The following is a 26,279-nucleotide window of genomic DNA, read 5'->3' on the forward strand; positions in this document are numbered from 1 at the left end:
GAAAATGTCGACAGTATACGGCACGGGTCAGACGACAGGCACGACGGACACAGGGACGACGACGACACGGCAGGCCAACGATTCCATGGGCAAGGACGAGTTTCTGAAGCTGCTGATCACCCAGCTGCAAAACCAGGACCCGCTCTCGCCGATGAACGACACGGATTTCATCGCCCAGATGGCGCAGTTTTCCGGCCTGGAGCAGATGCAGAACATGAACACGATGATGCAGACGACGAAGGCGACGAGCATGATCGGCTCGCTGGTGACGTGGGCCAACGACAAAGGCGAGTTACTATCCGGCGTTGTTACCGGAGTCCAGATAGTCAACGGCCAGCCGAAGCTGATGATCGGCGACACTCAGATCGATGTCGACAAGGTTGCCACCGTCGAGCCGCTGGTGGACACCACCGAGCTTATGGCACGGGCCACGGCGTTGATCGGCAAGACGGTCGATTTTAACACCGGTTTGGGCTACAATCTCAGTGGCACGGTCAAGTCGGTCAAGATGGTGAACGGCCAGCCGAAGCTCCAGCTTGAGGACACGCTGCTGGACATATCCAGGATCAAGGAGACGGTGCCGGAGAATCTCGATGAGCTAGTCGGCAAGACGGTGACCTGGGCTGACGCCGACGGACATGTGCTTTCCGGCAAGGTGACCGGGTTCGACAGCAACAAGAAGCTGGTCATCGAAGGCAGCCTGATCAGCGTAGGACAGGTGGCCGAGGTAATGAACGCGTAAAGGGGGCGCACGGGTATGACCGACAATCGCATCTACTATCAGCAACCGCTTCTGCCGGTCCAGAAGCCCGGCCAGGCGCCGCCAGCGCAGCCTTCCGCAAAGACGCCCGAAGGCCAGTCGTTCAATCAGGTGCTCGCCCAGGAGCTGACCGGGGTGAAGTTTTCCCAGCACGCTCTGCAGCGGTTATCGAGCCGCAACATCCAGCTTGACCGCGGCGATCTCGCCAAGATTTCCGGGGCGGTGGACAAGGCGGCCCAGAAAGGGGCGCGCGACTCGCTCATCCTGATGAACAACCTGGCGCTTGTGGTAAGCGTCAAGAACCGGACGGTCATCACGGCCATGGATGGCGCCAATATCAGAGATAATGTTTTCACCAACATCGACAGCGCAGTGATTGTGTAGGGCTGGACCTCTCGGGAAGCCCCCCGGCCGCCGAACGAATGACGCGGCCGGCGCAACGCGCGCAAGAATTTAGGGAGGTCATTTGTTATGATGCGTTCGCTGTTTTCCGGCGTCTCGGGCCTGAGGAACCACCAGACCCGCATGGACGTAATCGGCAACAACATCGCCAACGTAAACACCGTCGGTTTTAAAGGCAGCCGCGTGCAGTTTCAGGATGTCTTAAGCCAGACGATCACCGGCGCGGCGTCCGCCCAGGGCAACCGCGGCGGCACCAACCCGATGCAGGTCGGCCTCGGCATGGGCCTGGCCAGCATTGACACCATCTTCACCGACGGCTCGTTCCAGCCGACCGGCAAGGGTACGGACCTGTCGATCCAGGGTTCGGGTTTCTTCATCCTTGGCAACGGCGCCCAGAAAATCTACACCCGCGCCGGCAACTTCGACTTCGACACCGACGGCAACTATCTGGTGCCCGGCACCGGCTACAAGGTGATGGGCTGGATGGCCGACAACACCGGCGTCATTAACACCGCCGGCGATGTCTCGAACATCCAGATCCCGGTCGGGGCGGCCATGCCGGCCAAAGCGTCGACAGAGATCACCTACGCCAACAACCTGTCGGCCGATGCGGCTATCGGCACAACGATCAACACTTCGCGGGACGTGTACGACTCGCTCGGCAACAGCCACGAGGTCAAGCAGACGTTCGTCAAGACCGGCACCAACACTTGGCTGGGTTATGTCCAGGTCCCTGACGCGACCGGCGCAGTGACCAACTCGCTGCGGGAGATAACCTTCAATACCGACGGAACGCTGGCCAGCGTGACGAACGTGGCGATGACGGCCGACCCGGCCCGCCGCACACTTAATTTCGCCGCGGCTGCCGATTTTAAGCTGGACAATACGAGCGTCGGAACCACGTCCTCGCACAACTTCACCGTTTTCGGCAGCGACGGCATGCCGCATGCGTTCAAGGTCACTTTCACGAATACCGGTGCATCGTCTTGGACATATAGCATTACCGACCCAAGCAGCTCCTCCACGACGCCGATCGATTCAGGCAATCTTACCTGGGTTGGAGGCGCGTACCGTTTTGGCACTCTTGCTGCCGATCCAACGACAAAGAGCTTTGTTGCTCCTGATGGGACAACATATAACCTCAATTTGACAAATGGTACTGCGCCAACAGCGGCGGCAGCCATCTTTAATCCCGTTGCTACCACCGGCGCGGGAACCACGGGACCTGTCGGTTTCACCACCACCGGCGCAGATCCGATGTCGATAGCTCTTGATATGGATATCACCCAGTTCGGCGGCAGTTCGACGGTGCAGGCGACGGGCCAGAACGGTTACGCGGCCGGTACGCTCGACACGACGTCGATCGACCCGTCGGGGATCATCGTCGGCAAGTTCACCAACGGCCAAAGCCAGAATCTGGCCAAGGTGGCGCTGGCGACCTTCAACAACCCGGCCGGTCTCAACAAGGTGGGCGAGAATCTGTTCGCCGAGTCGAACAACTCGGGCGTGGCCCAGGTCGGCGAGAGCGGCACCGGCGGCCGCGGGAAGTTCAACCCCGGCACGCTGGAGATGGCCAACGTCGATCTGGCGAACGAGTTTTCGAATATGATCATCACCCAGCGCGGCTTCCAGGCTAACTCGAAGATTATTACGGTAACCGACGAGATGCTGCAGGAGCTGGCGAATCTGAAACGGTAATTCCCCGGGCCCGGGGCGGGGGTGTTTTCACTCCCGCCCGCGGGCGGGGTTATAAGGGGGCTTATGGATGATTAAGCTGACCAAGTTCAAATCACACGATCACGATTTTGTGTTGAACGCCGAACTGATCGAAACTATCGAAGAAACTCCGGATACGGTGATAACGCTCACGAACGGCAAGAAGCTGATCGTCGCCGAAGGGATGGACGAGGTGGTGCGGCGGGTAATGGAATACCGCCGGGCGATGTTCCGCAATACGCGATAGTTGAGGTGCTGGTATGGATTTGACGACAATTCTCGGCCTGGTGGTCGGCATCGGGGCACTGCTGATTTCAGTGGTTCTGGAGGGCGGGCATCTTGTCAGCCTTATCAGCCTGCCGGCGTTCGTGGTCATCTTCGGCGGCACGATCGGCGCGACCGCCATCGGGTTTACTCTTGAGGAGCTTAAGACGGTGCCGACGCTGATGCGAATCGCCTTCAAGGACGAGAAGCACGACGTGAGCAGCCTGATCGCGACGCTGGTTAGCTTTGCGGAGAAGGCCCGCCGCGAAGGCCTGCTGGCTCTGGAGGAAGACCTGAACGGGATCGGAGACAAGTTCCTCAAAAAGGGCATGCAGCTCGTTATCGACGGCACGGACGCCGAGCTGGTCCGCAGCATTATGGAGACGGAGCTGGCTTTCATCCAGGAGCGCCACCACAAGGGCGCGAGTATTTTCGACGCCGCCGGCGGCTATGCGCCGACGATGGGTATCATCGGGACGGTTATGGGCCTGGTGCACGTGCTGGGCAACCTGACGGATACCGAGTCGCTCGGACCGGCAATTTCCACGGCGTTTCTCGCGACGCTGTACGGCATTTTTTCCGCGAATATCTTTTTCCTGCCGATCGCCGGCAAGCTGAAGAACCGCAGCGCCCATCAGGTGCTTGTGTATGAGGTTACTCTGGAGGGTATCCTGTCTGTCCAGGCCGGGGACAATCCGCGCATCGTCGAAGAGAAGCTGGAGGCTTTCCTGGCGCCTACGAAGAGGAAAAAACCGCAGGCTCAGGCCGATGATTAGGTTCTGACCGATGATATACATATGACTGGAGGGGTTGTGGCATGGCCGAAGAAGGCGGCAAGAAGTTTTCAGTGATGTTGATTGTCGGTCTGATTGTCGTTGGGCTGATTTTAGCCGGCGGTATTTCGTACTTCATCGCTACGAAGGTGATCAGTACCCGGTCGGAAGGGAAGGCAGCGCGTGAGCCGGGAGTGTTCCTGAAGCTCGGCGATCCCAAGGAAGGGCTGATCGTGAATATCGGCGGCGTGACCTCGGGTCGATATTTGAAAATCGGTGTCATATTAGAGCTAAAACCTGCGAAGAATGCGCCGGCTCCAGGAGGAAAAGGCGCCTCGCCCGATGAAATTAAATCACTAGACGCGGTGGTGCAGCTGCTGCGGTCCCAGAAGGTCGAGGATTTCGAGCCGTCCCGCCAGGAACGGCTGAAAGAGCTTATCAAGGCTGAGGTTAATAAGGCCTTGGGCGAGGATCGGGTTTATGAGGTCTTTATCACGAATTTCGTGCTCCAGTAAGGTTTCGACCACGCGGAAGGAGGTGGTTACGTGGCAGGTTCCGACGTGCTTTCCCAGTCGGAAATAGACGAGTTGTTGTCAGCTTTGTCGACCGGTGTCGTTTCGGCGGAAGAGATGAAGATCGAGCAGACCCAGCGCAAGGTCAAGGTGTACGACTTCAAGCGCCCGGACAAGTTCTCCAAGGATCAGATCCGCACTTTATACATGCTTCACGAGAATTTTGCCCGTCTTCTCAATACATACCTGGCTGCTCACCTCCGCTCGTTCGTCAATATCAATGTTGCTTCGGTCGATCAGCTTACATATGAGGAGTTCATCCGCTCGCTGCCCAACCCCAGCGTTATCAGCATCTTCCAGATGCGTCCCCTGAAGGGCAGCGTGCTTCTGGAGCTTAATCCGAACATCGTGTTTTCGATCATCGACCGCCTGTTCGGCGGCCCCGGGTTACCACCCGCCAAGCCCCGCCCTCTTACGGATATCGAGGAGGTCATCGTTAAAAGGGTGCTGGCGAAAACGCTGGAGAGTTTCACGGAGGCGTGGAAGCAGGTGATCGCCCTGGAGCCGCGGATGGACGCGATCGAGACCAATCCTCAGTTTACGCAGATCGTGCCGCCCAACGATATGGTGGTCATCATTACGCTGCAGGCGAAAATCGGCCAGGCGGAGGGGCTGCTGAACATTTGCATCCCGTATCTGGTGCTTGAGCCGATTATGTCGAAGCTGTCGACTACTTACTGGGTGGCTTCGTCAATGGCCAAGCAGCTGACGGACGAGAATATCAACGCCCTGCAGCGCAAGCTGGAGAGAACGCTTATTCCGATCGTGGTGGAGCTGGGCTGTATCGGCGTGAACGTCCACGAGCTGCTGGGGCTGAACCCGGGCGATGTGCTCCAGTTGGAGACGAGGGTGGAAGACGATCTGAAAATAGTGGTCGGCAGCAACGAGAAGTTCCGCTGCAAGCCGGGTATCTCCGGCAAGAAGCTGGCTGTGCAGATAACGCAAATAATATCCAAAGGAGAAGATGGTGATGAATAACGGCTTTCTTTCGCAAGAAGAGATAGACGCCTTGTTGCGTGGGGAACCTGTCGCGAGCGGCGAGGGAGACCTTAGCGACATCGAAAAGGATGCGATGGGCGAAATAGGCAATATCTCGATGGGCAGCGCGGCGACGACGCTGTCGATCCTGCTGAGCCGCCGCGTGTCCATCACTACTCCTAAGGTGCGCATTTCGAGCATCAACGAGATAAAGAAGCAGTACCCGCTGCCGTATCTGGTCATTGAGGTGGGGTATACCCACGGGTTGACCGGCAGTAATATCCTGGCGATCCGCGAGCAGGACGCGCTGATTATTTCCGATCTGATGATGGGCGGCGACGGCACTAATCCGCCGGCCGAGCTGAACGAGCTGTATATGAGCGCGGTGTCCGAGGCGATGAATCAGATGATGGGTTCGGTGGCGACGTCGATGTCGACGGTTTTCAAGAAGAAGATCGATATCGCGCCTCCGGCCTGCAATCTGCTGGATTTCTCGGGCGACGCCAATATCACCAGTGTGACGAGCCCCGACGAGCCCATGGTGGAAGTGTCTTTCCGCATGGAGGTCGAGGATCTGATCGATAGCGAGATTATGCAGCTGGTTTCGCTGGATGTCGCCAAGGAGATGGTGTCCAACCTGATCGGGGTGGTGGAGGCTAACGCCGCGCCTCAGCCGGCCGCTGCTCCCGCTCCTGCGGCTCCCCCTTCGCCTCAGCCTATGCCGGTCGCGGCCGCGCCTTCGCAGCAACCCATGCCGCAACCGACACCCCAGCCGATGATGCCGCCTCCGCAGACGATGGTGGCGATGCCGGCGGCGTCGGCGGCGGTGCCGCCCAATGTGGTGGTGCAGCCGGTCCAGTTTGCGCCGCTCAAGCCGACGATGCTGCCGGTGACGGATACGAATATCGGGCTTATCCTGGATGTGCCGCTGCAGGTTACGGTGGAGCTGGGCCGGACCCGCAAACTCATCCGCGAGATTCTCGAACTCGCCCCCGGCTCGGTGGTCGAACTCGATAAGTTGGCCGGCGAACCGGTGGATATCCTGGTGAACGGCAAGCAGATCGCCAAAGGCGAAGTTGTGGTCATTGATGAGAATTTCGGTGTGCGGGTTACCGAGATTATCGGCCAGCTTGACCGGACGACCCTACAGTAGTCTCAGACGAAATTATAAGAGGGAGCGAATGAGTTATGGCAATTAAGGTCCTGATAGTGGATGATGCAGCGTTTATGCGGATGATGATCAAGGATATCCTGACTAAGAACGGGTTCGAGGTTGTGGGCGAGGCGGAGAACGGCGCCAAGGCGGTGGAGAAGTTTCAGGAACTGCGCCCCGATTTGACGACGATGGATATTACGATGCCTGAGATGGACGGGATTTCGGCCGTGAAGCAGATAAAGAAGATCGATCCGGGCGCGAAGGTCATCATGTGCAGCGCTATGGGCCAGCAGGCTATGGTTATCGAGGCTATCCAGTCGGGGGCCCGCGATTTCATCGTCAAGCCGTTCCAGCCGGACAGGGTGTTGGAAGCTATCCGCAAAGCCATCGGCTGATATGAGCAGTCGTAATTTTTGGCGGTTGGCGGCGATAGTGCTGGCGGTGCTTTGCCTGTGCGGCACGGCGCTGGCGGCGGGGCAGGGAGGGGAATATCTGTCTTATCAGGAGCCCAAGCCTGCCGGCTCGTCGTGGCTTTCGACCGTCGCTTATGTAATTACTTTATTGGTTACCTTTGCCGTCGTCATCGCGCTCGCTTTCTTTACGTCGCGTTTTCTTGGGCAGCGGATGGGGCGGATGAACGGGATGGGCGACAACCGGGTGCTGGTATCTCTGCCGCTCGGGCAAAACCGGGGGGTATTTGTGGTGGAGGTGGCCGGCAAATTTTTGATACTGGGCGTGACGGACCATAGTGTCAATTTTTTGCAGGAAATCACCGACCCCGAGATGATCGACAAGCTGAGGACCACCGCTCCGCCGCTTGCGATGGGCCAGTTCGATACGGTTTTCAAACGGCAGCTTGCATCTTTGCAGCAGATGGGCAACAAGTTCCCGGGCGTTTTCGGCCAGTACAGCCGGGGCGATAACGAAATCGACCGCGAGAAGAGGTAAGCGAGTGTCAAGACGCCTTATAACGATAACCGGTTTGTCTGCGCTATTCTGCCTGTTCGCTCAGGCGGCGGTGCAGGGCGCTCCTCTTGTCCCTGTGCCGAATATCAACATCGGCGTCGAAGCGGCCAATAATCCCCGCGATGTCGCTTTGAGCCTTCAGGTGCTTTTCGTATTGACTGTGCTTTCGCTGGCACCGTCAATTTTAATAATGATGACGTCCTTTACCCGCATCATTGTCGTGCTGTCGTTTGTGCGCAGCGCGCTGGCGACGCAGCAGATGCCGCCGAACCAGGTTCTGGTCGGACTCGCGCTGTTTCTGACGTTTTTTACGATGTCGCCTTATTGGAACCAGGTCAACCAGAACGCCCTGCAGCCTTATATCGCCGGCAAGCTGAGCCAGGACGCCGCATTGACGGCGGCGATGAAGCCGATGCGCGAGTTTATGTTCAAGCAGACGCGGGAGAACGACCTGGCCTTGTTTGTCAATATTTCCGACGCGCCCCGGCCCAATTCGCAGGAGGATGTTCCTACTTCGACCCTTATCCCGGCTTTTGTCATCAGTGAGCTGAAGACCGCTTTCCAGATCGGGTTTCTGATTTATATCCCGTTTATTGTCATCGATATGGTCGTGGCCAGCACGCTGATGTCGATGGGGATGATGATGCTGCCGCCGGTTATGATTTCTATGCCGTTCAAGATTCTGCTCTTTATTCTCGTCGACGGCTGGCACCTGATTATCCGGTCGCTGGTTACGAGCTTCAACTAGGGGGGGACGGGCGATGTCCAACGATCTGGCGATTGAGGTCGGCCGCGAGGCGCTGGTGATGGTGATGCTGGTTTCGGCGCCGATGCTCGGACTGGGCTTGTTGGTGGGCGTGCTTGTGAGTATTTTTCAGGCGATTACCCAGATTCAGGAGCAGACGCTCAGTTTCGTGCCGAAGATTATGGCCGTGTTTGTGGCGGTGCTGTTGTTCGGGCCGTGGATGCTCAGCCTGTTGGTGGGGTACACCCGCGAGCTGCTGATTAATCTGCCGCAGATGATTCGCTAGGCGGAGGTGGGATCAGCGGGTGGACATAGTAGCGGTTCTTCTTAACCAGACAAGTTTTTTTCTGCTGATCTTCGCCCGCATCAGCGGTATTTTCTCGGTTACGCCGTTTCTGGGCAGCACCAATATCCCCGTTTATGCCAAGGCGGGGTTGTCGATGATGCTGTCGTACATTCTTTTTCCGGCGGTCTATTCCGCCGCCACGGTCATTCCCGATACCGTTTTTGGCTATGCCGCGCTGGTGGCCGGCGAGTTTCTCCTCGGACTTATTTTTGGTTTTGTGAGTTCGCTGATCATGCAGGCCGTCCAGATGGCCGGGCATGTTCTCGATATGCAGATCGGCTTCGGTATGGTCAATGTTTTCGACCCGCAGTTCGGTCAGCAGATTCCGCTCCTGGGCAATTTCAAGTATATCCTGGCGCTGATGGTTTTCCTGGCGACCAACGGCCATCATGTGGTACTGAGTGCGCTGGTGGCTAGCTTTAAGCTGGTGCCGGTGACCGGGGTGGTCATCCCGGCGTCGCTGGCGGGGTTTATCCTCGATCTGGTGAGCGGCGCTTTCACCATCGCTTTTAAGATTTCGGTGCCGGTGCTGGCTTCGCTGCTTCTCACCGAGGTGGCGTTCGGCATCCTGGCGCGCACCATGCCGCAGATGAATATTTTCGTTGTCGGCATCCCGGCGAAGCTGATTATCGGCACTTTTGCCCTGATGATGGCGCTGCCGTTTTATGTCGCGATGATGGAGGTGGGCTTCAATGGCATGTACCAGGATCTCTACCGCTTCTTGTCGGCTGTCCGCTGACGGCGGGGAGCGCCGGTACAGGCTGGCCGTTTTCGACCTGCAGCTTTTTAATCAGGAGAAGACGGAGGAGGCCACCCCGAAGCGCAAGCAGGAGGCCCGCCAACGAGGGCAGGTCGCCAAGAGCACCGAGATCAGCACAGCGTTCGTTATTCTGACCGCTTTTCTGGCCCTGAAATTGCTTAGTCCGTATATGTATGACACGATTTCCTCTTATATGCGGTTCATTTTTACCAACTTGGCCACGGCGGATTTCACCATCAATAGCGTTCATCTCCTGTTCCTGCAGTTGGGCTTGGTTTGTTTGAAGATTGTCCTGCCGGTGATGCTGTCGGTGCTCGTCATTTCGCTGGCGGTTAACATACTCCAGGTGGGGTTCGTGCTGACGTTCGAACCTCTGATGCCCCAACTTGACCGCATCAATCCCATCAAGGGCTTCCAACGCCTGTTTTCGCTGCGTTCCATCGTCGAGTTGTTTAAGTCGCTGTTCAAGATCGGCATCATTTCTTATTTTGTGTACCGCTTCGTCATCAAGGAGACGGACCTGGTGCCGCAGTTGATCAGCGTCGATTTGCTGGATACGCTGCGTTATATCGCCGGTCTGGTTGCCGATCTGGCGCTGGAAATCGGCGCGGTAATCCTCGTGCTTGCCGCGATGGACTATTTTTACCAATGGTGGGAGCACAACAAGGGTCTGCGGATGTCCAAGCAGGAGGTCAAGGAGGAATTCAAGCAGACTGAGGGCAACCCGCAGATCAAGGGGAAGATCAAGGAACGCCAACGGGCGATGGCGCTGCGGCGAATGATGCAGGAGGTGCCGAAGGCGACCGCGGTTATCACCAACCCGACCCATTTCGCGGTGGCGATAAAGTACGATAAGTCGATGGCCGCTCCTGAGGTTGTCGCCAAAGGGCAGGATTTCCTGGCCGAACGCATCAAGCAGGTGGCGCGCGAAAACCGGGTGGCGATTGTGGAGAACAAGCCCCTCGCCCGTACGCTGTATTCGACCGTGGAGGTGGGAGAGCCCATCCCGCCCGAGCTTTACCAGGCTGTTGCCGAGGTTCTGGCTTACATTATCAGACTCAAACGGCGGCTGTCCTGATCGCAGGCGGTGTCCGCCGTCGTTGGGAAGCAATTCAATGAGGAAGGAGCGGAGATAAGTGGCTACGCAGACTTCGCCATTTGCGGCAATTTTACGCTACAGCGACATATTCATAGCCATTGCTATCATCACGGTGGTGGTGATGATGATTATCCCCGTGCCACCGCTTCTCCTTGATATTCTGCTTACTTTTAACATTACTTTCGCGCTGATCATCGTGATGGTGGCGATTTATAACACCGAACCGCTGCAGTTGTCTGTTTTTCCGTCGCTGCTGCTGATTACGACGCTTTTCCGGTTATCGTTGAATGTTTCGTCGACAAGGCTCATTCTGCTCGACGGTTATGCCGGAGACGTCATCTTGGCGTTCGGCAATTTCGTTGTCGGCGGCAATGCGCTGGTCGGCTTTATCGTGTTCGTCATCCTTATCATTATTCAGTTCATCGTCATAACCCGCGGCGCCGAGCGCGTCGCCGAGGTGGGCGCGCGCTTCACGCTGGACGCCATGCCCGGCAAACAGATGAGCATCGACGCCGACCTCAACGCCGGCCTCATCAATGACGCCGAGGCCCGCCAGCGTCGCCGCAACATCCAGCGGGAGGCGGATTTTTACGGCGCGATGGACGGCGCCAGTAAATTCGTCAAGGGCGATGCGATCGCCGCGATAATAATAATAATAATAAATATCGTCGGCGGTTTCGCTATCGGCATGCTGCAGCGCAATATGGATATTTTCCAGGCGCTTTCGACTTATACGCTGTTGACGGTGGGCGAAGGTCTTGTCAATCAGATTCCGGCGCTGCTGATTTCGACGGCGACCGGCATCGTGGTGACCCGCGCCGCCTCGGATTACAATCTCGGCCACGATATTGTCGGCCAGTTGTTGACCAACCCGCGCGTGTTTATGATCGCCGCCGCCGTTCTCGCCGGGCTGGGCTTGGTGCCAGGCCTGCCGGGGTTTCCGTTCTTCGTGCTGAGCGTGCTTTGCGGCGTTATCGCGTTCGTGCTGATGAAGACCGCGAAGAGCGACGCGGAGACGGAGGTTTCCCGCCGCGAGGAGAAGGAGAACGAGGAGGTCCGCAAGCCGGAGAATGTTGTTTCCCTGCTGGCTGTCGACCCGATGGAGCTGGAGATCGGCTACAGTCTTATACCGATGGTGGACGTCAGCCAGGGCGGCGATTTGCTGGACAGGATCGTGATGATCCGCCGCCAGTGCGCTCTCGAACTCGGCCTGGTGGTGCCGACGATCCGTATCCGCGACAATATTCAGCTCAAACCCAACGCTTATGTTATTAAGTTGCGCGGGGTGGAGGTGGCCAAGGGCGAGTTGCTGCCCGACCATTATATGGCCATGAACCCGGGCACGGTGGCGGAGGAGATCAGCGGCATCGAGACGTTCGAGCCCGCTTTCGGCTTGCCGGCGTTGTGGATCCAGGAGAGCGAGCGCGAGCAGGCTGAGCTGGCCGGCTATACGGTCGTGGATTCGGTGTCGGTGCTGGCGACTCACCTTACGGAGATTATCAAGGGTCACGCGGCGGAGATCATCGGCCGCCAGGAGGTTCAGACGCTTGTAGAGTCTGTCAAGCAGTCGAATCCGGCGGTGGTGGACGAGCTTGTGCCTAATCTGATGTCGCTGGGCGATATCCAGAAGGTGCTGGCAAACTTACTCCGGGAGCGGATTTCTATTCGCGATCTGGTGACTATTTTCGAGACGCTGGCCGATTATGCGCCGTCCACGAAGGATACCGAGGTGCTGGCCGAATATGTGCGCCACGCGCTCGCCCGCCAGATTTCCCGGCAGTTCATCTATAACAATGTCCTGGCCTGCCTGACGGTGGACCCCCAGCTTGAGAATACGATCAATAACGCGGTGCAGCGGACCGAGCAGGGTTCGTACGTCGCCCTTGATCCTTCGACGGTGCAGGCGATTGTCAACAGTTTGTCGAACGAGTTGCCGAAGCTCACTAATCTCGGCTATCAGCCGGTGGTGCTGGCAAGCCCGGCCACCAGGCTGTATTTCCGCAAGGTGACTGAGCGCGTGGCGCCCAACCTGATTGTGCTTTCATACGCTGAGCTGGACCCGAAGATCGAAGTGCAAGCCGTTGGGATGGTGAGAGTTTAAGTGAAGGTCAAGGTTTTTACCGCCAGCAATATGCAGGAGGCCATGGCCCAGGTCAAGGGAGATCTCGGCCGTGACGCGGTTATTCTCCACACGCGCCGGTTCCGCCGGGGCGGCTTTCTCGGCTTCTTCGGCAAGGAGATGGTGGAGGTTATGGCGGCGCTCGATACGCCTCCTCCGGCGCCGGTCCCCGAGCGCAAGGCGCCCGCCCCGCAGGTGCTGGTTCCGCCGCGGCAAAGCGACGATGACGCCAAGGTAACCGCTCTTCAGTTGGAGATTTCGAATATGCGCAAGCTGGTCGAGCAGGTGCTCGCCAAGCTGCCGCGCCAGGAAAAACAGCGCCATCCCCTTTACGAGCTTCTGGTCAGGAACGATATTGACGCCGTGATTGCCGAAAATCTCGTGCAGGGGCTTCCCGAAGAGGGGCCGCTGACTGGGACCAACCCGGCTTTTGTGCGCCAGTTGCTGCTTGAACGGCTGACCAACCACTTGCAGCGGGTGGAGGGCATCGTCATCCCGGAGTCAGGTTGCAAGGTCGTGGCGTTCATCGGCCCCACAGGGGTCGGCAAGACGACGACGATCGCCAAGCTGGCCGCCAGTTTTGCTTTCGGACAGGGTCTGAAGCTGGCGGTGGTGACCGCCGATACATACCGGATTTCCGCTGTGGAACAATTGAAGACTTACGCCGATATCATCGATGTACCGCTCGATATAGTCTATACCCCTGATGAGATGAAGGCGGCCTTGTACCGTCATCGCGACAAACGGCTGGTGCTGATCGATACCGCCGGCCGCAGTCCCCGCAATCATTATCAGTTGGCCGAGTTGCAGGCGCTGCTGGCTGTCGACCCGTACATCGAGACTCACCTGGTTTTGAGCTCGACCACCAAGTATGCCGATGCGCTGGAAACGGTCAACCGTTTTTCCGTCTGTTCGCCGCAGAAGTTTCTGTTCACGAAGATCGACGAGGCGACTAATTTCGGCACGGTGTTCAATCTGTTATACCAGTTCCCGACAACGTTATCGTATATCACCACCGGTCAGAATGTGCCAGACGATATTGAAATGGCTAACCCTGCAAAACTGGCGAATATGATTTTGAGGGACTGACATGCGCGATCAAGCTGAGCGGCTCAGGCAATTGGCGCGCGGCTATCAGAAGGCGGCGCCCAAGAGCCCGATAATAAAGCAGTCCGAATCCCGGGCGCGCGTCATCACTGTTACCAGCGGCAAAGGCGGGGTTGGCAAGACCAACCTTACCGTCAATCTTGCCCTTGCTCTGGCCAAACTGGGGCAAAAGGTGCTGATAATCGACGCCGATCTGGGGCTGGCCAACGTGGAGTTTGTGCTGGGGCTTACGCCCAAGTACAACCTTCTTAACCTGCTCGACGGCGGCTATGACATCAATGATGTCGTCATGGACGGCCCGCGGGGCATCAAGTTCATGTCCGGCGGCTCGGGCATCTATCAGTTGGCCAATCTGAGCGATGCCCAGGTTCAGAAGATCATTGGCGAGGTGGTGCTGTTCGACAGTTGGGCCAACATTATCCTTATCGACACGGGCGCCGGGCTGCACCGCAATGTTCTCAATTTCGTGATGGCCGCCGACGAGGTGATTATCATAACTACGCCCGAGCCGACGGCGATCGCCGACGCCTACGCGATGATAAAGGCTTATGCCGCCCATCACGGCTGCGCGCCGCTCCGCCTGGTTGTCAACCGGGTACTGGAAGCGGAAGAGGGGCAGACGGTCATCGATAAGTTGGGCAAGGTGGCGCAAAGGTTTCTCGGGGTGGGGGTAACCAATCTGGGGTTCGTTTTCGAGGATCCTAATGTGCTGAAGGCGGTCAAGAGTCAGGTGCCGGTTGTGGTTGCCCACCCGGAGACTGTTTCCGCACGCTGCTTCGACCATATCGCCCAGCGTCTGCTGTATGGCAGGGAGGTCAACCAGCCTTCCGGCATCAAGGGTTTTTTCAGCAAGTTTATTGATTTGATCCGCTGACCAATAAGTCGAAACAGTGGTAATTTTGACGATATGACGCAATTTTTATGCAGTTTCCTGAAATTTGTCGCAATAGCGAAAGGTAGCGGGGCAAAATTATGGAAATATACATTATCGGTATTTTTTTGGTGTGGTGTTCGCTTTCATTTCTCGGGGAGGTGGGATAGCTGTGATCAAGGTGCTTGTCGTTGATGATTCCGCATTTATGCGCAAAGTGTTATCCGACCTGTTCGCCGCTGAAAGCGATTTTACCGTTCTCGAGCCGGCGCGCAACGGCAAGGATGCCATTGATAAGATCAAACGTCTGAAGCCTGATGTTGTTACTATGGATGTCGAGATGCCGGTGATGGACGGCATCAGCGCTCTGGAGACGATCATGCGGGAGATTCCGACGCCTGTGGTGATGGTGAGCAGCCTGACCCGCGAGGGTGCGGACGCCACGCTCAGGGCGCTGGAGTGCGGAGCGGTGGATTTTGTCGCCAAAACGGCCGGGCCGATATCGAGCATCGACAGGATCAGGACGGAGATTCTCGCCAAGTGCCGCGCGGCGGCCCGCGCCAACGTGCGCCAGCTGATCCGGCCGCCGGCGCCGCCGAAGCCTGTCCCGCCGGCGCCTGTCATGCCTCCGGCGTTCGCCCCCGGCCATGACGAGCAGATCGTCGCCATCGGTACTTCGACCGGCGGCCCGCGCGCCCTGCAGGAGATTCTGACCCGTCTGCCCGGCAATCTGCCGTGCCCGGTAGTAATTGTTCAGCATATGCCTCCCGGGTTCACCAAATCGCTCTCCGACCGCCTCAACAGTTTGTCGGCTCTGTCGGTGAAGGAAGCGGAGGATGGCGATATTCTGAAGCCCGGCCTGGCGGTGATCGCTCCCGGCGATTTTCATATGACGCTGGTGCGCGAGGGGGCGAAGACGGTGGTGCGTCTCCACCAGGAGCCACCCATCGGCGGTCACCGGCCGTCGGTCGATCCGACGATGGAGGCGGTGGCGAGGATCTACGGACCGCGGGCGGTGGGCGTGATTCTTACGGGGATGGGCGCCGATGGTTCCCGCGGTTTGAAGGCGATCAAGAACGGCCGGGGGTTTACCATCGCCGAGGATCAGTCAACCACAGTGGTGTTCGGTATGCCGAAAGCGGCTATCGAACTGGGGATAGTGGATAAAGTCGTGCCGTTGCCCGGTGTCGCCGGCGAAATCGTCAAACACCTGCAAAGCAAACACGGAGGTGTGTAAAATGGAGTTAAATCAATACTTGGGGATGTTCCTGGAAGAGTCGCGCGAACACCTTCAGACTCTAAACAAGTGCCTGCTAAGTCTCGAGAACGATCCACGCAATCTGTCGGTGTTGGACGAGATATTCCGCAGCGCGCACACTATCAAGGGCATGTCGGCCACAATGGGGTTTACGGCGATCGCCGAGCTGACCCATGAGATGGAGAATGTGCTTGATCTGCTTAGAAAGGGTCAGCTTAAGGCTTCGCCCGCGATCATCGACACGCTGTTCAAGTGTTTGGATACGCTGGAGCAGTCGGTGGAGAGTATCGCCAGCAACAGTGAGGCAACGGTGGATATTAAACCGCTGGCCGCCAAGCTGGCCAAGCTGGCTGCCGGCAACGGCGCGGAGGAGCCCGTCCCGGCCGCCGTTGAGAAGAAGGCCGCCGCTCCTGTTTCCGCCACTTCGTCCGGTATCGTTCTCAACGATACCGAGATCGAAGTGATCCGGGCTGCGAATCGCCAGGGCTACGCGGCTTATGAGGTGCAGGTGGCGCTGCGCGAGGGCTGCCTGTTGAAGTCGGCCCGGGCGTATATGGTGATGAACGCCCTCGACGAGCTCGGCGACGTTATTAAGAGCGTTCCGCCGGCCGAGGATTTGGAGAAGGAGAATTTCGACCACAGTTTCACGGTCGTGGCGCTGAGTGATGCGGAGCCGGAAAAGGTGCAGCATACTCTGCTGGCGATTTCGGAGATCGAGACAGCCACCGTGCTGCCGCTGGCAATTCCCGACGCCGCCACATCGGCTGCGCCGGTTTCTCAACAGGCTGTCGCCGCTGTTTCCGCGCCGGAGCCCGCCGAGAAGAGGCGCGACGCCGAGCTGCCGGTTGCAAGACCCGAGGCGCCCGCGGCGGCGGATGCGCCGGCGATGGCGGATAAGAAGCTCCGCGGCGGTCAATCGGTGCGGGTGGATATCGAGAAGCTTGACACGCTGCTCAATCTGGTGGGCGAGCTTGTCATTAACAAGACCCGCCTTGAGCAGATCGGCCTCAGCCATCGCCTTACCGATCTTACGGAGACGATCGAGCAGATGGACCGGGTTACAACCGATCTCCAGGCGGTGGTGATGAAGGTCCGCATGGTTCCCGTGGGCCAGGTTTTCAACCGCTTCCCCCGCATGGTGCGCGATTTGTCGCGTGATCTGAGTAAAGAGGTCAACCTTATCATCCAGGGCGAGGAGACGGAGCTTGACCGGACCGTCATCGACGAGATCGGCGACCCGCTCGTCCACTTGCTGCGCAATGCGATCGACCACGGTATTGAGAGCCCGGCGGAGCGCGAGGCCAAGGGCAAGAATCCGGTCGGCGAGATTCGCCTTATCGCCCGCCATGAGGGCAATAATGTCATCATCATGGTCGAGGACGACGGGGCGGGCGTAAATCCTGAGATCGTGAAGCAGAAAGCGCTGGAAAAAGGGATGATAACCCAGGCCGAGGCCGAGAAGATGGATGCGGCCGAGGCTGTCCGCCTGCTGTTCCTGCCAGGCTTTTCGACCGCCAGGGTGGTGACGGACGTGTCCGGCCGTGGCGTGGGCATGGACGCGGTGAAGACGAAGATCGAGTCTTTGGGCGGTATGGTGGATGTCGAGACCAAGGTCAACGAGGGGTCGCGGTTCAAGATCAGGCTGCCGTTGACGCTGGCGATCATCCAGGCGCTGCTTGTGAAGGTGTGCGAGGAGATTTACGCCATTCCGCTGGGGTCGATCGACAGCACGATCAATATCACCCCTGGGGATATCAAGACGATCCAGAACCAGGAGGTTATCCTCCTGCGCGGGCAGATTATCCCGATCGTCCGCCTGGGCAAAGTTCTCGGCGTTTCCCATGCCGGGAACGAAGACGCCGAGGAGCTTTACGTTGTTATCGTCCACATGGGCGATCAGAAGGCGGGCGTAATCGTCGACACGCTGATCGGCCAGCAGGAGATTGTAATCAAGTCGCTGGGCAAGCTGCTGGCTTCGATAAAGGTTCTTGCCGGGGCTACGATTCTCGGCGACGGCCGGGTGGCTCTTATTCTCGATGTCGGCTCGTTAATGCAGTAAGGGGGGATAGACATGGCCGAAAGCACTTACACGGACAGGGAAACGCAACTGGTTATCTTCAAGCTCGGCCGCGAGGATTACGGCATCAGCATTCTGCAGGTGCAGGAAATCAAGCGGATTATGGACATTACCCGCGTGCCCAATTCGCCGGATTATATCAAGGGCGTCATTAACCTGCGCGGCAGCGTCCTGCCGGTCATCGATCTGAAGAAACGCCTCAGGCTGCCGCCTGCCGACTATACCGAGGATACCCGCATCATCATTGTTAAGGTGGAGGAGATTGTCGTCGGTCTGATTGTTGACGCCGTTTCCGAGGTGACGACGCTGAGCAGTGAGAATATCGAGCCGCCCAATACGGTGGTCGGCGGCGTCAGCGCGGAGTATCTGAGCGGCGTGGGCAAGCAGGACGGAAACCTGCTGATTCTCCTCAATCTCGCCGCTATTGTCGGTGTTGGCGCCGAAGCTGGCAAGACCGGTTGACCTGCCGGTGATTATGACCGAACGGGGTGGATGTTTTGACTGAAGATATAATGAAGCTTTCGTCGCTGGAACTGGATGCGTTGAAAGAGGTGGGCAATGTCGGGGCTGGCAATGCGGCTACGGCTTTGTCGCAGATTATCAACCGCAAAATCGACATGACGGTGCCGCAGGTGGCGATTTTGCCCCTGGGGGAGGTGCCCGATGTTGTCGGCGGGCCGGAGATTATGGTGGCCGGCGTTTTTCTGCGCGTGTTCGGCCCGGCGCCAAGCAGCATTCTCTTTCTGCTCCCCCGCGACAGCGCCTTTCTGCTGGTCGATATGCTTATGGGCCGCGAGCGCGGTCTGACAGATCACCTCGATTCGATGGATGAGTCCGCTCTGTTGGAAATAGGCAATATTTTGGCCGGCGCTTATCTTAACGCGCTGTCCTTTTTTACCAAGTTTACCCTGCTGCCTTCAATCCCCGCTCTGGCGATCGATATGGCGGGAGCAATTCTGAGTGTTATTTTGAGCCAGCTTGGTCAGATGGGCGATCATGCTCTCGTTATCGAGACCGAGTTTTCCACCGAGGGTGACGGCGGCGTTAAGGGCCATTTCTTTCTCATCCCCGATCCCGGTTCGCTGGGAACGATTCTCGCGGCAATAGGGGTGAAGGAATAATGGCTGAATTGATTAAGGTTGGCATGGCCGATTACAAGGTCGGCCGTGACCCCGCCAGTCTTATTAGCTACGGCCTTGGTTCCTGCGTAGGTATTGCGGTTTTCGATCCGGTGACCAAAGTCGGCGGTTTGGCGCATATTATGCTGCCTGACAGCAACCAGGCCCGGTCGACGGACAATCCGGCCAAATTTGCCGATACGTGCCTGCCGCTGATGCTCGATGACCTGCTGAAGATGGGGGCGGTGAAGAGCCGCTTGCTGGCGAAGATCGCCGGGGGCGCGCAGATGTTTACGTTTGCGAACGCCACCGATATTATGCGCGTCGGGGAACGTAACAGCGAAGCGGTGCGGATGATGCTGAAAAAGCTTGATCTCAGGCTGATCGCCGAGGATTGCGGCGGCAACTACGGACGTACGGTTGAGCTGAAGCTGGACAACGGCGTTTTCCGTGTCAAGACGATTGATAAGGGTGAAAAAGAACTGTAACCGGGGGAGCATTATGGTTAAGTTGTATATCGCTCTTGGGTTGGCTTTGGTTGTCACCGTTGTCACTGCGGCCGTTGGGCTGGCGAAAGGCGTGCGGCTGCCTACGGTTCTATACCGGTCGGCGATTTCGCTGGTCGGGTGCGCACTCGCCGCTTACCTGGCCGCGTATCTTGCCGAGGGCTATTACCGGCGGCGTTTCGGCGGCATTAAGCCCGGCAGGAATAAAGTCGATATTATTAGTAAGGACGGCATTATTGATAACGATGAGCTTCTTAATCCGTCTCACGCGACGCCCCAGTTCAACCCTATGGACCCGGAGAGTTTAGAGCACGTTTCGGTGAAATGACTGTTGCCGGGGACAGGGGGGGTTGGTAAATGCCAGACGCCGGGCTCGCTTTGCAGAATTTGTGGTCGGAATACCGGGAAAGCCGGCGGGCCGACATCCGCGAAAAACTGATCGAGAATTATCTTCCGCTGGTGAAGTTGGTTGCCGGGCGGATAGCTGTAGGTCTTCCTCAGCATGTCGATAAGGATGATCTGATCAGCAACGGTTTTTTCGGGTTGCTTGAGGCGATCGAGCGTTATGATTTGTCCCGCGGGGTGAAGTTTGAGACTTATGCGGTGGCCCGCATCCGCGGCGCTATGCTCGATTCGCTTCGTGCCCAGGATTGGATCCCGGCTACCGTCAGGCAGAAGGCCCGTCAGTATGAGCAGACTCTGTCCGAACTGGAGCACCGGCTTGGCCGGTCGGCCACCGATGAGGAGATCGCCGGCGCTATGGGGGTTTCGGTGCCTCAGTTCCACACGCTTATCAATACCCTGAACGGCTGCACGCTGGTTCCGCTGGAGGATTATGTAAAAACGGAGTCACCGGCCAGCCATGCCCCTAATCCGTCCCAGTTTCTTGAGGACGAGGAAGTCAAGGCGACTTTGGCGAAGGCTATCGAGCGCCTGTCGGAAAAGGAGCGTCTGGTTGTTACTTTGTATTATTACGAGGGACTGACGCTGAAGGAGATCAGTATGATTCTGAAGTTGACAGAGGCCCGGATTTCCCAGCTTCATACGAAGGCGATCTTCCGCCTGCGCGGCGCGCTGTCCCGTTTTAAGTCCAGCTTGCTGTAGCCTCAGAGTAAAGCGAGGTGTATGTAATGAACGACGAGGAAAAGAACGCCGCCAATCAATCCGGCGCTTCCGCAGATGTCGATGGCTCTTTTAAGGTAGACTATAATGAAGACGGCATTTATCTTACGGTGAATCCTGCCCAAGGCGCGGGTGCTCCGGTAAGGGAGCCGCTGGTTATGGCTGAGCTGAAAAGTCGCGATATTCAGGGTGCGAATTTTTCCGCGATTATCCGTATTGTCAAGGAGGCTAGCGGCACGCCGGTGAAGATCGCCGAGATGACGGCCGCTGTCCAGGAGCCGGAGATTCAGGTGCTGGTCGACCGCGACCGGATGTCGGCGTCGCTGCAGATTATCCAGCCGAAAGGCAGTCGTCCGCTGTCTTTCGAAGAGGTGTTGGAGAAAATCCACGCCGCCGGTGTCGTCCAGGGTATCGATATGGAGGCTGTGAAGCGGGCTTTCGACCGGCCGGGAACGCCGGTGACGTGCGCCCGCGGCGATGCGCCGGTTAACGGCAGCGACGCGGCTATCCGCTTCGCTCACGATACGAATGCCAAGGGCCGCCCGGTCGAGCTTGAGGATGGCCGGGTCGATTTCAAGGATCTTAATCTTTTCACCGTGGTGTCCGAGGGTGACCTGCTGGCGGAAAAGATTCCGCCTACGGCGGGGAATCCGGGCGTGGATGTTATCGGCCAGCCGATTTTCCCCAAACCGGGCAAGGATATCCCCATGCCGCTCGGCAAGAATGTGTATGCGGACGGCGGTCTGATCAAGGCTGCGATCGCCGGGCAGTTGCAGTTCGTGAATAATAAGTTGCACGTGTCGCCGGTGATCGAGATCAAGGGCGATGTGGATCTTTCCACCGGTAACGTCGAGTTTGTCGGCAATGTGGTGGTGCGCGGCTCGGTGCAGTCGGGTTTTACGGTCAAGGCCGACGGCAATGTGGAAATTTACGGGTCGGTGAGCGGCGGCACGGTGGAAGGTTGTAATATCGTCATCAGGATGGGCATCCAGGGGATGCAGCGCGGTTATGTCCGCGCCAAGGAGAATGTGACGACCAAGTTCATCGAGAATGCCAACGTTTCCGCCGAGGGCGACGTGATGGTGAATGATGTGATTCTTCACAGCAACGTTAGCGCCGGTAAGCGGGTGATAGTGGAGGGCCGCCGCGGCTTCATCGCCGGAGGCCACGTTATCGCGGCCGAGGAGATCCGCGCGAAGACGGTGGGGACGCATCTGGCGGTGGCCACCGATCTCGAGGTGGGGGTCAATCCCGTGATCCGCGCCGAGTATACCGAGCTGCGCAAGGAGCTGAGGAAGAACGAGGTTACTCTCGATCAGGCGCAGAAAGCTCTCAATGTGCTCCGGTCCGTCAATCAGTCCGATCTGTCGCCGGAGAAGCGCGAGATGATGCTGAAGCTGACGAAAGCGCAGTTTCATATGGCCGGCCAGGTGGAAACGATGCGTAAACGGATTACGGAGATCGAGTTGTTGTTTGAGGAGATGCGTTACGGCCGCATCAGGGTTTCGGATGTCGTTTATCCGGGTGTGAAGATTGTTATCGGCACGCTTGTAAAGCCGGTGCGCGAGATGCTGAAGTACGCTTCTTTTTATGCAGAGGACGGGGAGATCAGAATCGGGTCGTTCCGTTAAGTTGACAGTAGGGGAGGGGAGGACGTGACAATTCGTGCCATCGACCTCCAGGTACTTATTCCCCGGGTGACCGAGGTAGGTAAAGTCCAGCAGATTGCCGACAACCAGGGTGCTTTGCAGCAGCAGCAGGGCGCCGATCAGTGGCAGAAGCTTGCCGCCGCGCGCCAGCAACAGGTGCAAAAATCCCCCCAAAACGCCGGCGGCAAGGTTAACGCGGATGCCGACGGCAAGGAGAAGCACCAGGAGGAGAACAATAAGGGCAGCCGCCGTCATGAGGACGAGGCCGAAGACAGCCCCGACCCCATCCGTGGTCATACGATCGATATCAAGACTTGAGGTGGGTTATGCTAACAGGGACGATGGTCTTTGTCGTCATTATTCTTTTTTTTGTTTTTTTCATTGTTTACAAGCGGGGTATGATCGCCCGGATGTTCACTTTGAACGCGGCGTCGTCCGCCGGTGAGTTTCAGCAGGAGCTGGAGCGGACGGCCGATGCGGCCATCCGCCGCCTGGAAACGCAGATTGGCCATCTGGAGTATTTGCTGGATGAGGCCGACGCGAGGATTGCCGAGCTTGACAAGCGGCTTGCTGCTTCCCGGCCGGCGGACGAGCCCGCGTCCCCGGCGGCGTCTCCAGCCCAGGAGCCGGCCGCTTCGGTCGATGTTCGTCTTGCCGCCGAGCCGCCGCCTTCGCAGGCCGCGCCTATAGAGGAGCAGCCTGCCCGTGAGACGCCGGGCGCCGACCGGCGTAAGCTTATTTTGTCGATGGCCGAGCAGGGGTACAGCGTGACCGAGATCGCCAAGATGACGGGTGCAGGCAAGGGAGAAATAATTCTGCTGCTGCAGTTGAATAAAAAATGATTGTTTTTTCGATACTAGTAAGCGAATTGCCGGCGATTATGCTTGTGGGCGTCAGGTAATTATGCTATACTAACTTTTGGTGTAATATCACACACGCCTGACAATTCCCCGATTGTGCCGGACGAACCGGTGGACGGCGGAAAATGCGGCAGGCGGCGGAAAAAACAGGAGGTGTCCAGAGTATGTCGGTTATTTCCATGAAGCAGCTTCTGGAGGCTGGGGTCCATTTCGGCCACCAGACCAGAAGGTGGAACCCCAAGATGGCTCCGTACATTTTTACGGAGCGCAACGGTATCTACATCATCGATTTGCAGAAGACGGTCAAGAAGGTTGAGGAGGCGTACAATTTCGTGCGCGAGCTGGCGGGCGAGAACAAGACGCTGCTGTTCGTCGGCACGAAGAAGCAGGCCCAGGAGGCTGTCCGCGAAGAGGCTCAGCGTTGCGAGATGTTCTATGTCAACGAACGCTGGCTGGGCGGCATGCTGACCAACTTCCAGACCATCCAGCGCCGGATCAACCGTCTGCGCGAGCTCGAGACGATGGAAGAGAAGGGCATGTTCGAGGTCCTGCCGAAGAAGGAGGTCATCGCCCTCCGTCACGAGCAGGAGCGTTTGCAAAAGTTCCTCGGCGGCATTAAGAATATGCGCAAGCTGCCCGGGGCGTTGTTCATCATCGATCCGCGCAAGGAGCGGATCGCGGTGGCCGAGGCCCGCAAGCTGGGTATCCCGATCGTGGCGATCGTCGATACCAACTGCGATCCCGACGAGATCGATCACATCATCCCCGGCAACGATGACGCCATCCGCGCCGTTAAGTTGCTTACCGGCAAGATGGCTGACGCCATTCTCGAAGGCAAGCAGGGTGAGCAAATGGAAGCAGCAGAAAGCGAGAGCGAGTAAATGTGCTAAGGTAAGGGACGGCCAATCGCTCCCTTACCTTAGTTTCCCTTTAGGACGTGTTTGACGATATTTGGTGCAAGCCTGATTTATATATTTGACAGGAGGATGGGTATGATAACTGCGGAAATGGTAAAAGATTTGCGCGAGCGCACCGGCGCCGGCATGATGGACTGCAAGAAGGCGCTGACCGAGACGGGCGGCGACATGGACAAAGCGATCGATTTTCTGCGCGAGAAGGGCCTGGCCGCCGCCGCGAAGCGCGCCGGCAGGGTGGCCGCGGAAGGTGTGGTCGAGGCTTACATACACGGCGGCGGCCGCATCGGCGTTATGCTTGAGCTGAACTGCGAGACCGACTTCGTGGCTAAAACGGAAGATTTCCGTACTTTGGCCAAGGATCTGGCGATGCAGGTGGCGGCGTCCAATCCTGCTTATGTCCGCCGCGAGGAGGTGCCGGCGGAGATTATCGACCATGAGCGCGAAGTGCTGAAAGCCCAGGCTATGAACGAGGGCAAGCCGGCCAATATCGCCGAGAAGATGGTGGAAGGCCGTATTGAGAAGTACTATAAGGAAAATTGCCTGATGGAGCAGCCGTTCATCAAGGATCCGGATACGACCGTGACCCAGCTTATTACCGCGAAGATCGCCAAGATCGGCGAAAATATTTCTGTGCGGCGTTTCGTCCGCTACCAGTTGGGCGAAGGCATCGAGAAGAAGAGCGCGGATTTCGCCGCCGAGGTTATGGCGACGGTTAAAAATTGCTAGCAGCCCGCTGGCCAAGAAAGAGAACACCTTGGTGTTCTCTTTTTTCTAAACAGCCGGACAGGCAAATAAAGGATTTGACCGCCAATTCGTAGAAAAGACTTGAAAAATGGGGGTTTTACTGATATGCAGGCCGGTAAGTACAAGCGTATTGTCCTGAAACTGAGCGGCGAAGCTCTCGCCGGGAATAAAGGCTACGGCATCGATCCTGAGACGGTGGAGCGGATTGCCCGCGAGATCAGGGAGATCAAGCGCACTACCGAGCTCGAGGTTGCGATCGTCGTCGGCGGCGGCAATATCTGGCGCGGCCTGGCCGGCAGTTCGAAGGGGATGGACAGGGCGACCGCCGATTATATGGGTATGCTGGCTACGGTGATGAACGCGCTGGCCCTGCAGGACGCTCTTGAGCACTCTGGCGTCGATTCGCGGGTGCAGTCGGCGATCGAGATGCGTCAGGTGGCTGAGCCTTATATCCGCCGCCGTGCCATCCGCCACCTTGAGAAGGGCCGGGTGGTGGTTTTCGCGTCCGGCACCGGCAACCCTTATTTTTCCACCGATACGACCGCCGCGCTGCGGGCGGCGGAAATCGAGGCCGACGTTATTCTGATGGCCAAGCGCAACACCGACGGCGTGTACGATTGCGACCCGCGCCAGAATCCCGACGCCAAGAAGTTCACCGAGCTCGAATATATCGAGGTGCTGCAACGCGGTCTGGGGGTAATGGACTCGACGGCGACCAGCCTTTGTATGGATAACAGGATTCCAATCGTTGTTTTCAGCATCGATGAACCCGGCAATATTCTGAAAGCCGCTTGCGGCGAAAATATCGGCACTATTGTTGGAGGGATGAAAAATGACGGTTAAGGACATTTATGCCAGTCACGAGGACAAAATGAAGAAGGCCTTGGAGGTTATGCGCAAGGAGTACGGCAGCCTGCGCGCCGGCCGCGCCACTCCGGCGCTCCTCGACAAGATCGCGGTCGATTATTACGGTACGCCGACCCCGCTCAGCCAGGTGGCCAACATTTCGGCTCCCGAGCCTCGGCTGCTGACCATTCAGCCTTGGGAGAAGACGATGCTGGGTACGATTGAGAAGGCGATCCTCAAATCCGATCTCGGGCTGACGCCCAACAACGACGGTTCGGTGATCCGCCTGAGTATCCCGCAATTGACCCAGCAGCGGCGCACCGAGCTGGTCAAGGTCGTGCACAAGAAGGCCGAGGAATGCCGGGTGGCGATTCGCAACCTGCGCCGCGACGGCAACGAGTCGATCAAGAAGCTGGAAAAGGACCGCTCTATTTCCGAGGATGAGGTCAAGAAGGGGCAGGAAGACATCCAGAAGTTGACTGATAAGTATATAAAAGAAGTGGATCATGTTATGGCTATCAAAGAAAAGGAAATAATGGAAGTGTAGC

31 protein-coding genes are annotated in these 26,279 nt (G+C 57.8%); all 31 read left to right on the forward strand.

Annotated features, from left to right (window positions below):
- The first annotated feature begins 4 nt into the window (after window positions 1-4).
- The 31 genes from Q4T40_08610 to frr all read left to right on the forward strand — a co-directional run bounded on the left by Q4T40_08610 (window position 5) and on the right by frr (window position 26,278).
- Entirely contained in the window at window positions 5-742 is a 738-nt protein-coding gene (locus Q4T40_08610; protein ID MDT8901296.1) for a flagellar hook capping FlgD N-terminal domain-containing protein, read from the forward strand.
- A gap of 15 nt (window positions 743-757) precedes the next feature.
- A complete protein-coding gene (locus Q4T40_08615) occupies window positions 758-1,144 on the forward strand; it encodes a TIGR02530 family flagellar biosynthesis protein (protein ID MDT8901297.1) in 387 nt (128 codons plus the stop codon).
- Window positions 1,145-1,231: 87 nt separating this feature from the next.
- The gene (locus tag Q4T40_08620) at window positions 1,232-2,860 is read left to right on the forward strand and encodes a flagellar hook protein FlgE (protein MDT8901298.1); all 1,629 of its coding nucleotides are present in this window, start codon (window positions 1,232-1,234) and stop codon (window positions 2,858-2,860) included.
- Between the two features lie 67 nt (window positions 2,861-2,927).
- Window positions 2,928-3,125, forward strand: coding sequence for a flagellar FlbD family protein (locus Q4T40_08625; protein ID MDT8901299.1), 198 nt, complete (start codon window positions 2,928-2,930; stop codon window positions 3,123-3,125).
- Between the two features lie 13 nt (window positions 3,126-3,138).
- The gene (locus Q4T40_08630) at window positions 3,139-3,918 is read left to right on the forward strand and encodes a flagellar motor protein (protein ID MDT8901300.1); all 780 of its coding nucleotides are present in this window, start codon (window positions 3,139-3,141) and stop codon (window positions 3,916-3,918) included.
- A 41-nt stretch (window positions 3,919-3,959) separates the two neighbouring features.
- A complete protein-coding gene (locus Q4T40_08635) occupies window positions 3,960-4,430 on the forward strand; it encodes a flagellar basal body-associated FliL family protein (GenBank protein ID MDT8901301.1) in 471 nt (156 codons plus the stop codon).
- Between the two features lie 30 nt (window positions 4,431-4,460).
- Window positions 4,461-5,465: a flagellar motor switch protein FliM gene (gene fliM / locus Q4T40_08640; GenBank protein MDT8901302.1), complete on the forward strand. Its 1,005-nt coding sequence runs from the start codon at window positions 4,461-4,463 to the stop codon at window positions 5,463-5,465.
- Window positions 5,458-6,618 carry a flagellar motor switch phosphatase FliY gene (gene fliY, locus Q4T40_08645; GenBank protein ID MDT8901303.1) on the forward strand — a complete coding sequence of 387 codons (1,161 nt, stop codon included), beginning with the start codon at window positions 5,458-5,460 and terminating at the stop codon, window positions 6,616-6,618. The genes fliM and fliY overlap by 8 nt, the downstream gene beginning before the upstream one ends.
- A gap of 35 nt (window positions 6,619-6,653) precedes the next feature.
- Entirely contained in the window at window positions 6,654-7,016 is a 363-nt protein-coding gene (locus tag Q4T40_08650; protein ID MDT8901304.1) for a response regulator, read from the forward strand.
- A 1-nt stretch (window position 7,017) separates the two neighbouring features.
- On the forward strand, window positions 7,018-7,569 hold the full coding sequence (gene fliO, locus Q4T40_08655) for a flagellar biosynthetic protein FliO (GenBank protein MDT8901305.1): 552 nt from the start codon (window positions 7,018-7,020) through the stop codon (window positions 7,567-7,569).
- A 19-nt stretch (window positions 7,570-7,588) separates the two neighbouring features.
- A complete protein-coding gene (fliP, locus tag Q4T40_08660) occupies window positions 7,589-8,335 on the forward strand; it encodes a flagellar type III secretion system pore protein FliP (GenBank protein ID MDT8901306.1) in 747 nt (248 codons plus the stop codon).
- Window positions 8,336-8,348: 13 nt separating this feature from the next.
- On the forward strand, window positions 8,349-8,618 hold the full coding sequence (gene fliQ, locus Q4T40_08665) for a flagellar biosynthesis protein FliQ (protein MDT8901307.1): 270 nt from the start codon (window positions 8,349-8,351) through the stop codon (window positions 8,616-8,618).
- 19 nt (window positions 8,619-8,637) lie between these two features.
- Entirely contained in the window at window positions 8,638-9,417 is a 780-nt protein-coding gene (gene fliR, locus Q4T40_08670) for a flagellar biosynthetic protein FliR (GenBank protein ID MDT8901308.1), read from the forward strand.
- On the forward strand, window positions 9,371-10,516 hold the full coding sequence (gene flhB / locus Q4T40_08675; GenBank protein MDT8901309.1) for a flagellar biosynthesis protein FlhB: 1,146 nt from the start codon (window positions 9,371-9,373) through the stop codon (window positions 10,514-10,516). The genes fliR and flhB overlap by 47 nt, the downstream gene beginning before the upstream one ends.
- 58 nt (window positions 10,517-10,574) lie before the next feature.
- On the forward strand, window positions 10,575-12,638 hold the full coding sequence (flhA, locus tag Q4T40_08680; protein MDT8901310.1) for a flagellar biosynthesis protein FlhA: 2,064 nt from the start codon (window positions 10,575-10,577) through the stop codon (window positions 12,636-12,638).
- Window positions 12,639-13,745 carry a flagellar biosynthesis protein FlhF gene (flhF, locus tag Q4T40_08685; GenBank protein ID MDT8901311.1) on the forward strand — a complete coding sequence of 369 codons (1,107 nt, stop codon included), beginning with the start codon at window positions 12,639-12,641 and terminating at the stop codon, window positions 13,743-13,745.
- A gap of 1 nt (window position 13,746) precedes the next feature.
- Window positions 13,747-14,637 (forward strand): MinD/ParA family protein, encoded by an 891-nt coding sequence (locus tag Q4T40_08690; protein ID MDT8901312.1) that lies wholly within the window; start codon window positions 13,747-13,749, stop codon window positions 14,635-14,637.
- Between the two features lie 169 nt (window positions 14,638-14,806).
- Window positions 14,807-15,871: a chemotaxis response regulator protein-glutamate methylesterase gene (locus Q4T40_08695; protein MDT8901313.1), complete on the forward strand. Its 1,065-nt coding sequence runs from the start codon at window positions 14,807-14,809 to the stop codon at window positions 15,869-15,871.
- Between the two features lies 1 nt (window position 15,872).
- Entirely contained in the window at window positions 15,873-17,951 is a 2,079-nt protein-coding gene (locus Q4T40_08700; GenBank protein ID MDT8901314.1) for a chemotaxis protein CheA, read from the forward strand.
- 12 nt (window positions 17,952-17,963) lie between these two features.
- Window positions 17,964-18,431 (forward strand): chemotaxis protein CheW, encoded by a 468-nt coding sequence (locus Q4T40_08705; protein MDT8901315.1) that lies wholly within the window; start codon window positions 17,964-17,966, stop codon window positions 18,429-18,431.
- A 35-nt stretch (window positions 18,432-18,466) separates the two neighbouring features.
- Window positions 18,467-19,090: a chemotaxis protein CheC gene (locus tag Q4T40_08710; protein ID MDT8901316.1), complete on the forward strand. Its 624-nt coding sequence runs from the start codon at window positions 18,467-18,469 to the stop codon at window positions 19,088-19,090.
- The gene (locus Q4T40_08715; protein ID MDT8901317.1) at window positions 19,090-19,575 is read left to right on the forward strand and encodes a chemotaxis protein CheD; all 486 of its coding nucleotides are present in this window, start codon (window positions 19,090-19,092) and stop codon (window positions 19,573-19,575) included. Before Q4T40_08710 ends, Q4T40_08715 begins: the two co-directional genes overlap by 1 nt.
- A gap of 13 nt (window positions 19,576-19,588) precedes the next feature.
- The gene (locus tag Q4T40_08720; GenBank protein ID MDT8901318.1) at window positions 19,589-19,921 is read left to right on the forward strand and encodes a hypothetical protein; all 333 of its coding nucleotides are present in this window, start codon (window positions 19,589-19,591) and stop codon (window positions 19,919-19,921) included.
- 29 nt (window positions 19,922-19,950) lie between these two features.
- Window positions 19,951-20,697: a FliA/WhiG family RNA polymerase sigma factor gene (locus tag Q4T40_08725; GenBank protein MDT8901319.1), complete on the forward strand. Its 747-nt coding sequence runs from the start codon at window positions 19,951-19,953 to the stop codon at window positions 20,695-20,697.
- A 26-nt stretch (window positions 20,698-20,723) separates the two neighbouring features.
- A complete protein-coding gene (locus tag Q4T40_08730) occupies window positions 20,724-22,346 on the forward strand; it encodes a FapA family protein (protein MDT8901320.1) in 1,623 nt (540 codons plus the stop codon).
- A gap of 24 nt (window positions 22,347-22,370) precedes the next feature.
- Window positions 22,371-22,682 (forward strand): hypothetical protein, encoded by a 312-nt coding sequence (locus Q4T40_08735; protein MDT8901321.1) that lies wholly within the window; start codon window positions 22,371-22,373, stop codon window positions 22,680-22,682.
- Window positions 22,683-22,690: 8 nt separating this feature from the next.
- The gene (locus Q4T40_08740; protein MDT8901322.1) at window positions 22,691-23,206 is read left to right on the forward strand and encodes a hypothetical protein; all 516 of its coding nucleotides are present in this window, start codon (window positions 22,691-22,693) and stop codon (window positions 23,204-23,206) included.
- 182 nt (window positions 23,207-23,388) lie between these two features.
- Entirely contained in the window at window positions 23,389-24,105 is a 717-nt protein-coding gene (gene rpsB / locus Q4T40_08745) for a 30S ribosomal protein S2 (protein MDT8901323.1), read from the forward strand.
- 105 nt (window positions 24,106-24,210) lie between these two features.
- A complete protein-coding gene (gene tsf / locus Q4T40_08750; protein ID MDT8901324.1) occupies window positions 24,211-24,867 on the forward strand; it encodes a translation elongation factor Ts in 657 nt (218 codons plus the stop codon).
- A 123-nt stretch (window positions 24,868-24,990) separates the two neighbouring features.
- Window positions 24,991-25,728, forward strand: a complete 738-nt coding sequence (gene pyrH, locus Q4T40_08755; protein ID MDT8901325.1) for a UMP kinase — start codon at window positions 24,991-24,993, stop codon at window positions 25,726-25,728.
- Window positions 25,718-26,278 (forward strand): ribosome recycling factor, encoded by a 561-nt coding sequence (frr, locus tag Q4T40_08760; GenBank protein MDT8901326.1) that lies wholly within the window; start codon window positions 25,718-25,720, stop codon window positions 26,276-26,278. The genes pyrH and frr overlap by 11 nt, the downstream gene beginning before the upstream one ends.
- Window position 26,279: the final 1 nt, after the last annotated feature.

The sequence above is a fragment of the Selenomonadales bacterium 4137-cl genome (assembly GCA_032334055.1).
In the GTDB taxonomy this organism is placed as follows: Bacteria; Bacillota; Negativicutes; order Sporomusales; family UBA7701; genus Anaeroselena; species Anaeroselena agilis.

Excerpts from the sequence above, each read along its gene's own strand:
- Q4T40_08740 (MDT8901322.1), top strand. The coding sequence starts at position 22,691 with ATGCTAACAGGGACGATGGTCTTTGTCGTCATTATTCTTTTTTTTGTT.
- Q4T40_08725 (MDT8901319.1), top strand. The coding sequence starts at position 19,951 with ATGCCAGACGCCGGGCTCGCTTTGCAGAATTTGTGGTCGGAATACCGG.
- Q4T40_08620 (MDT8901298.1), top strand. The coding sequence starts at position 1,232 with ATGATGCGTTCGCTGTTTTCCGGCGTCTCGGGCCTGAGGAACCACCAG.
- rpsB (MDT8901323.1), top strand. The coding sequence starts at position 23,389 with ATGTCGGTTATTTCCATGAAGCAGCTTCTGGAGGCTGGGGTCCATTTC.
- Q4T40_08715 (MDT8901317.1), top strand. The coding sequence starts at position 19,090 with ATGGCTGAATTGATTAAGGTTGGCATGGCCGATTACAAGGTCGGCCGT.
- fliQ (MDT8901307.1), top strand. The coding sequence starts at position 8,349 with ATGTCCAACGATCTGGCGATTGAGGTCGGCCGCGAGGCGCTGGTGATG.
- flhB (MDT8901309.1), top strand. The coding sequence starts at position 9,371 with ATGGCATGTACCAGGATCTCTACCGCTTCTTGTCGGCTGTCCGCTGAC.
- pyrH (MDT8901325.1), top strand. The coding sequence starts at position 24,991 with ATGCAGGCCGGTAAGTACAAGCGTATTGTCCTGAAACTGAGCGGCGAA.
- Q4T40_08705 (MDT8901315.1), top strand. The coding sequence starts at position 17,964 with ATGGCCGAAAGCACTTACACGGACAGGGAAACGCAACTGGTTATCTTC.
- Q4T40_08630 (MDT8901300.1), top strand. The coding sequence starts at position 3,139 with ATGGATTTGACGACAATTCTCGGCCTGGTGGTCGGCATCGGGGCACTG.
- Q4T40_08625 (MDT8901299.1), top strand. The coding sequence starts at position 2,928 with ATGATTAAGCTGACCAAGTTCAAATCACACGATCACGATTTTGTGTTG.
- Q4T40_08700 (MDT8901314.1), top strand. The coding sequence starts at position 15,873 with ATGGAGTTAAATCAATACTTGGGGATGTTCCTGGAAGAGTCGCGCGAA.
- tsf (MDT8901324.1), top strand. The coding sequence starts at position 24,211 with ATGGGTATGATAACTGCGGAAATGGTAAAAGATTTGCGCGAGCGCACC.
- Q4T40_08720 (MDT8901318.1), top strand. The coding sequence starts at position 19,589 with ATGGTTAAGTTGTATATCGCTCTTGGGTTGGCTTTGGTTGTCACCGTT.
- Q4T40_08730 (MDT8901320.1), top strand. The coding sequence starts at position 20,724 with ATGAACGACGAGGAAAAGAACGCCGCCAATCAATCCGGCGCTTCCGCA.
- fliY (MDT8901303.1), top strand. The coding sequence starts at position 5,458 with ATGAATAACGGCTTTCTTTCGCAAGAAGAGATAGACGCCTTGTTGCGT.
- Q4T40_08610 (MDT8901296.1), top strand. The coding sequence starts at position 5 with ATGTCGACAGTATACGGCACGGGTCAGACGACAGGCACGACGGACACA.
- Q4T40_08690 (MDT8901312.1), top strand. The coding sequence starts at position 13,747 with ATGCGCGATCAAGCTGAGCGGCTCAGGCAATTGGCGCGCGGCTATCAG.
- Q4T40_08650 (MDT8901304.1), top strand. The coding sequence starts at position 6,654 with ATGGCAATTAAGGTCCTGATAGTGGATGATGCAGCGTTTATGCGGATG.
- fliO (MDT8901305.1), top strand. The coding sequence starts at position 7,018 with ATGAGCAGTCGTAATTTTTGGCGGTTGGCGGCGATAGTGCTGGCGGTG.
- Q4T40_08615 (MDT8901297.1), top strand. The coding sequence starts at position 758 with ATGACCGACAATCGCATCTACTATCAGCAACCGCTTCTGCCGGTCCAG.
- frr (MDT8901326.1), top strand. The coding sequence starts at position 25,718 with ATGACGGTTAAGGACATTTATGCCAGTCACGAGGACAAAATGAAGAAG.
- Q4T40_08635 (MDT8901301.1), top strand. The coding sequence starts at position 3,960 with ATGGCCGAAGAAGGCGGCAAGAAGTTTTCAGTGATGTTGATTGTCGGT.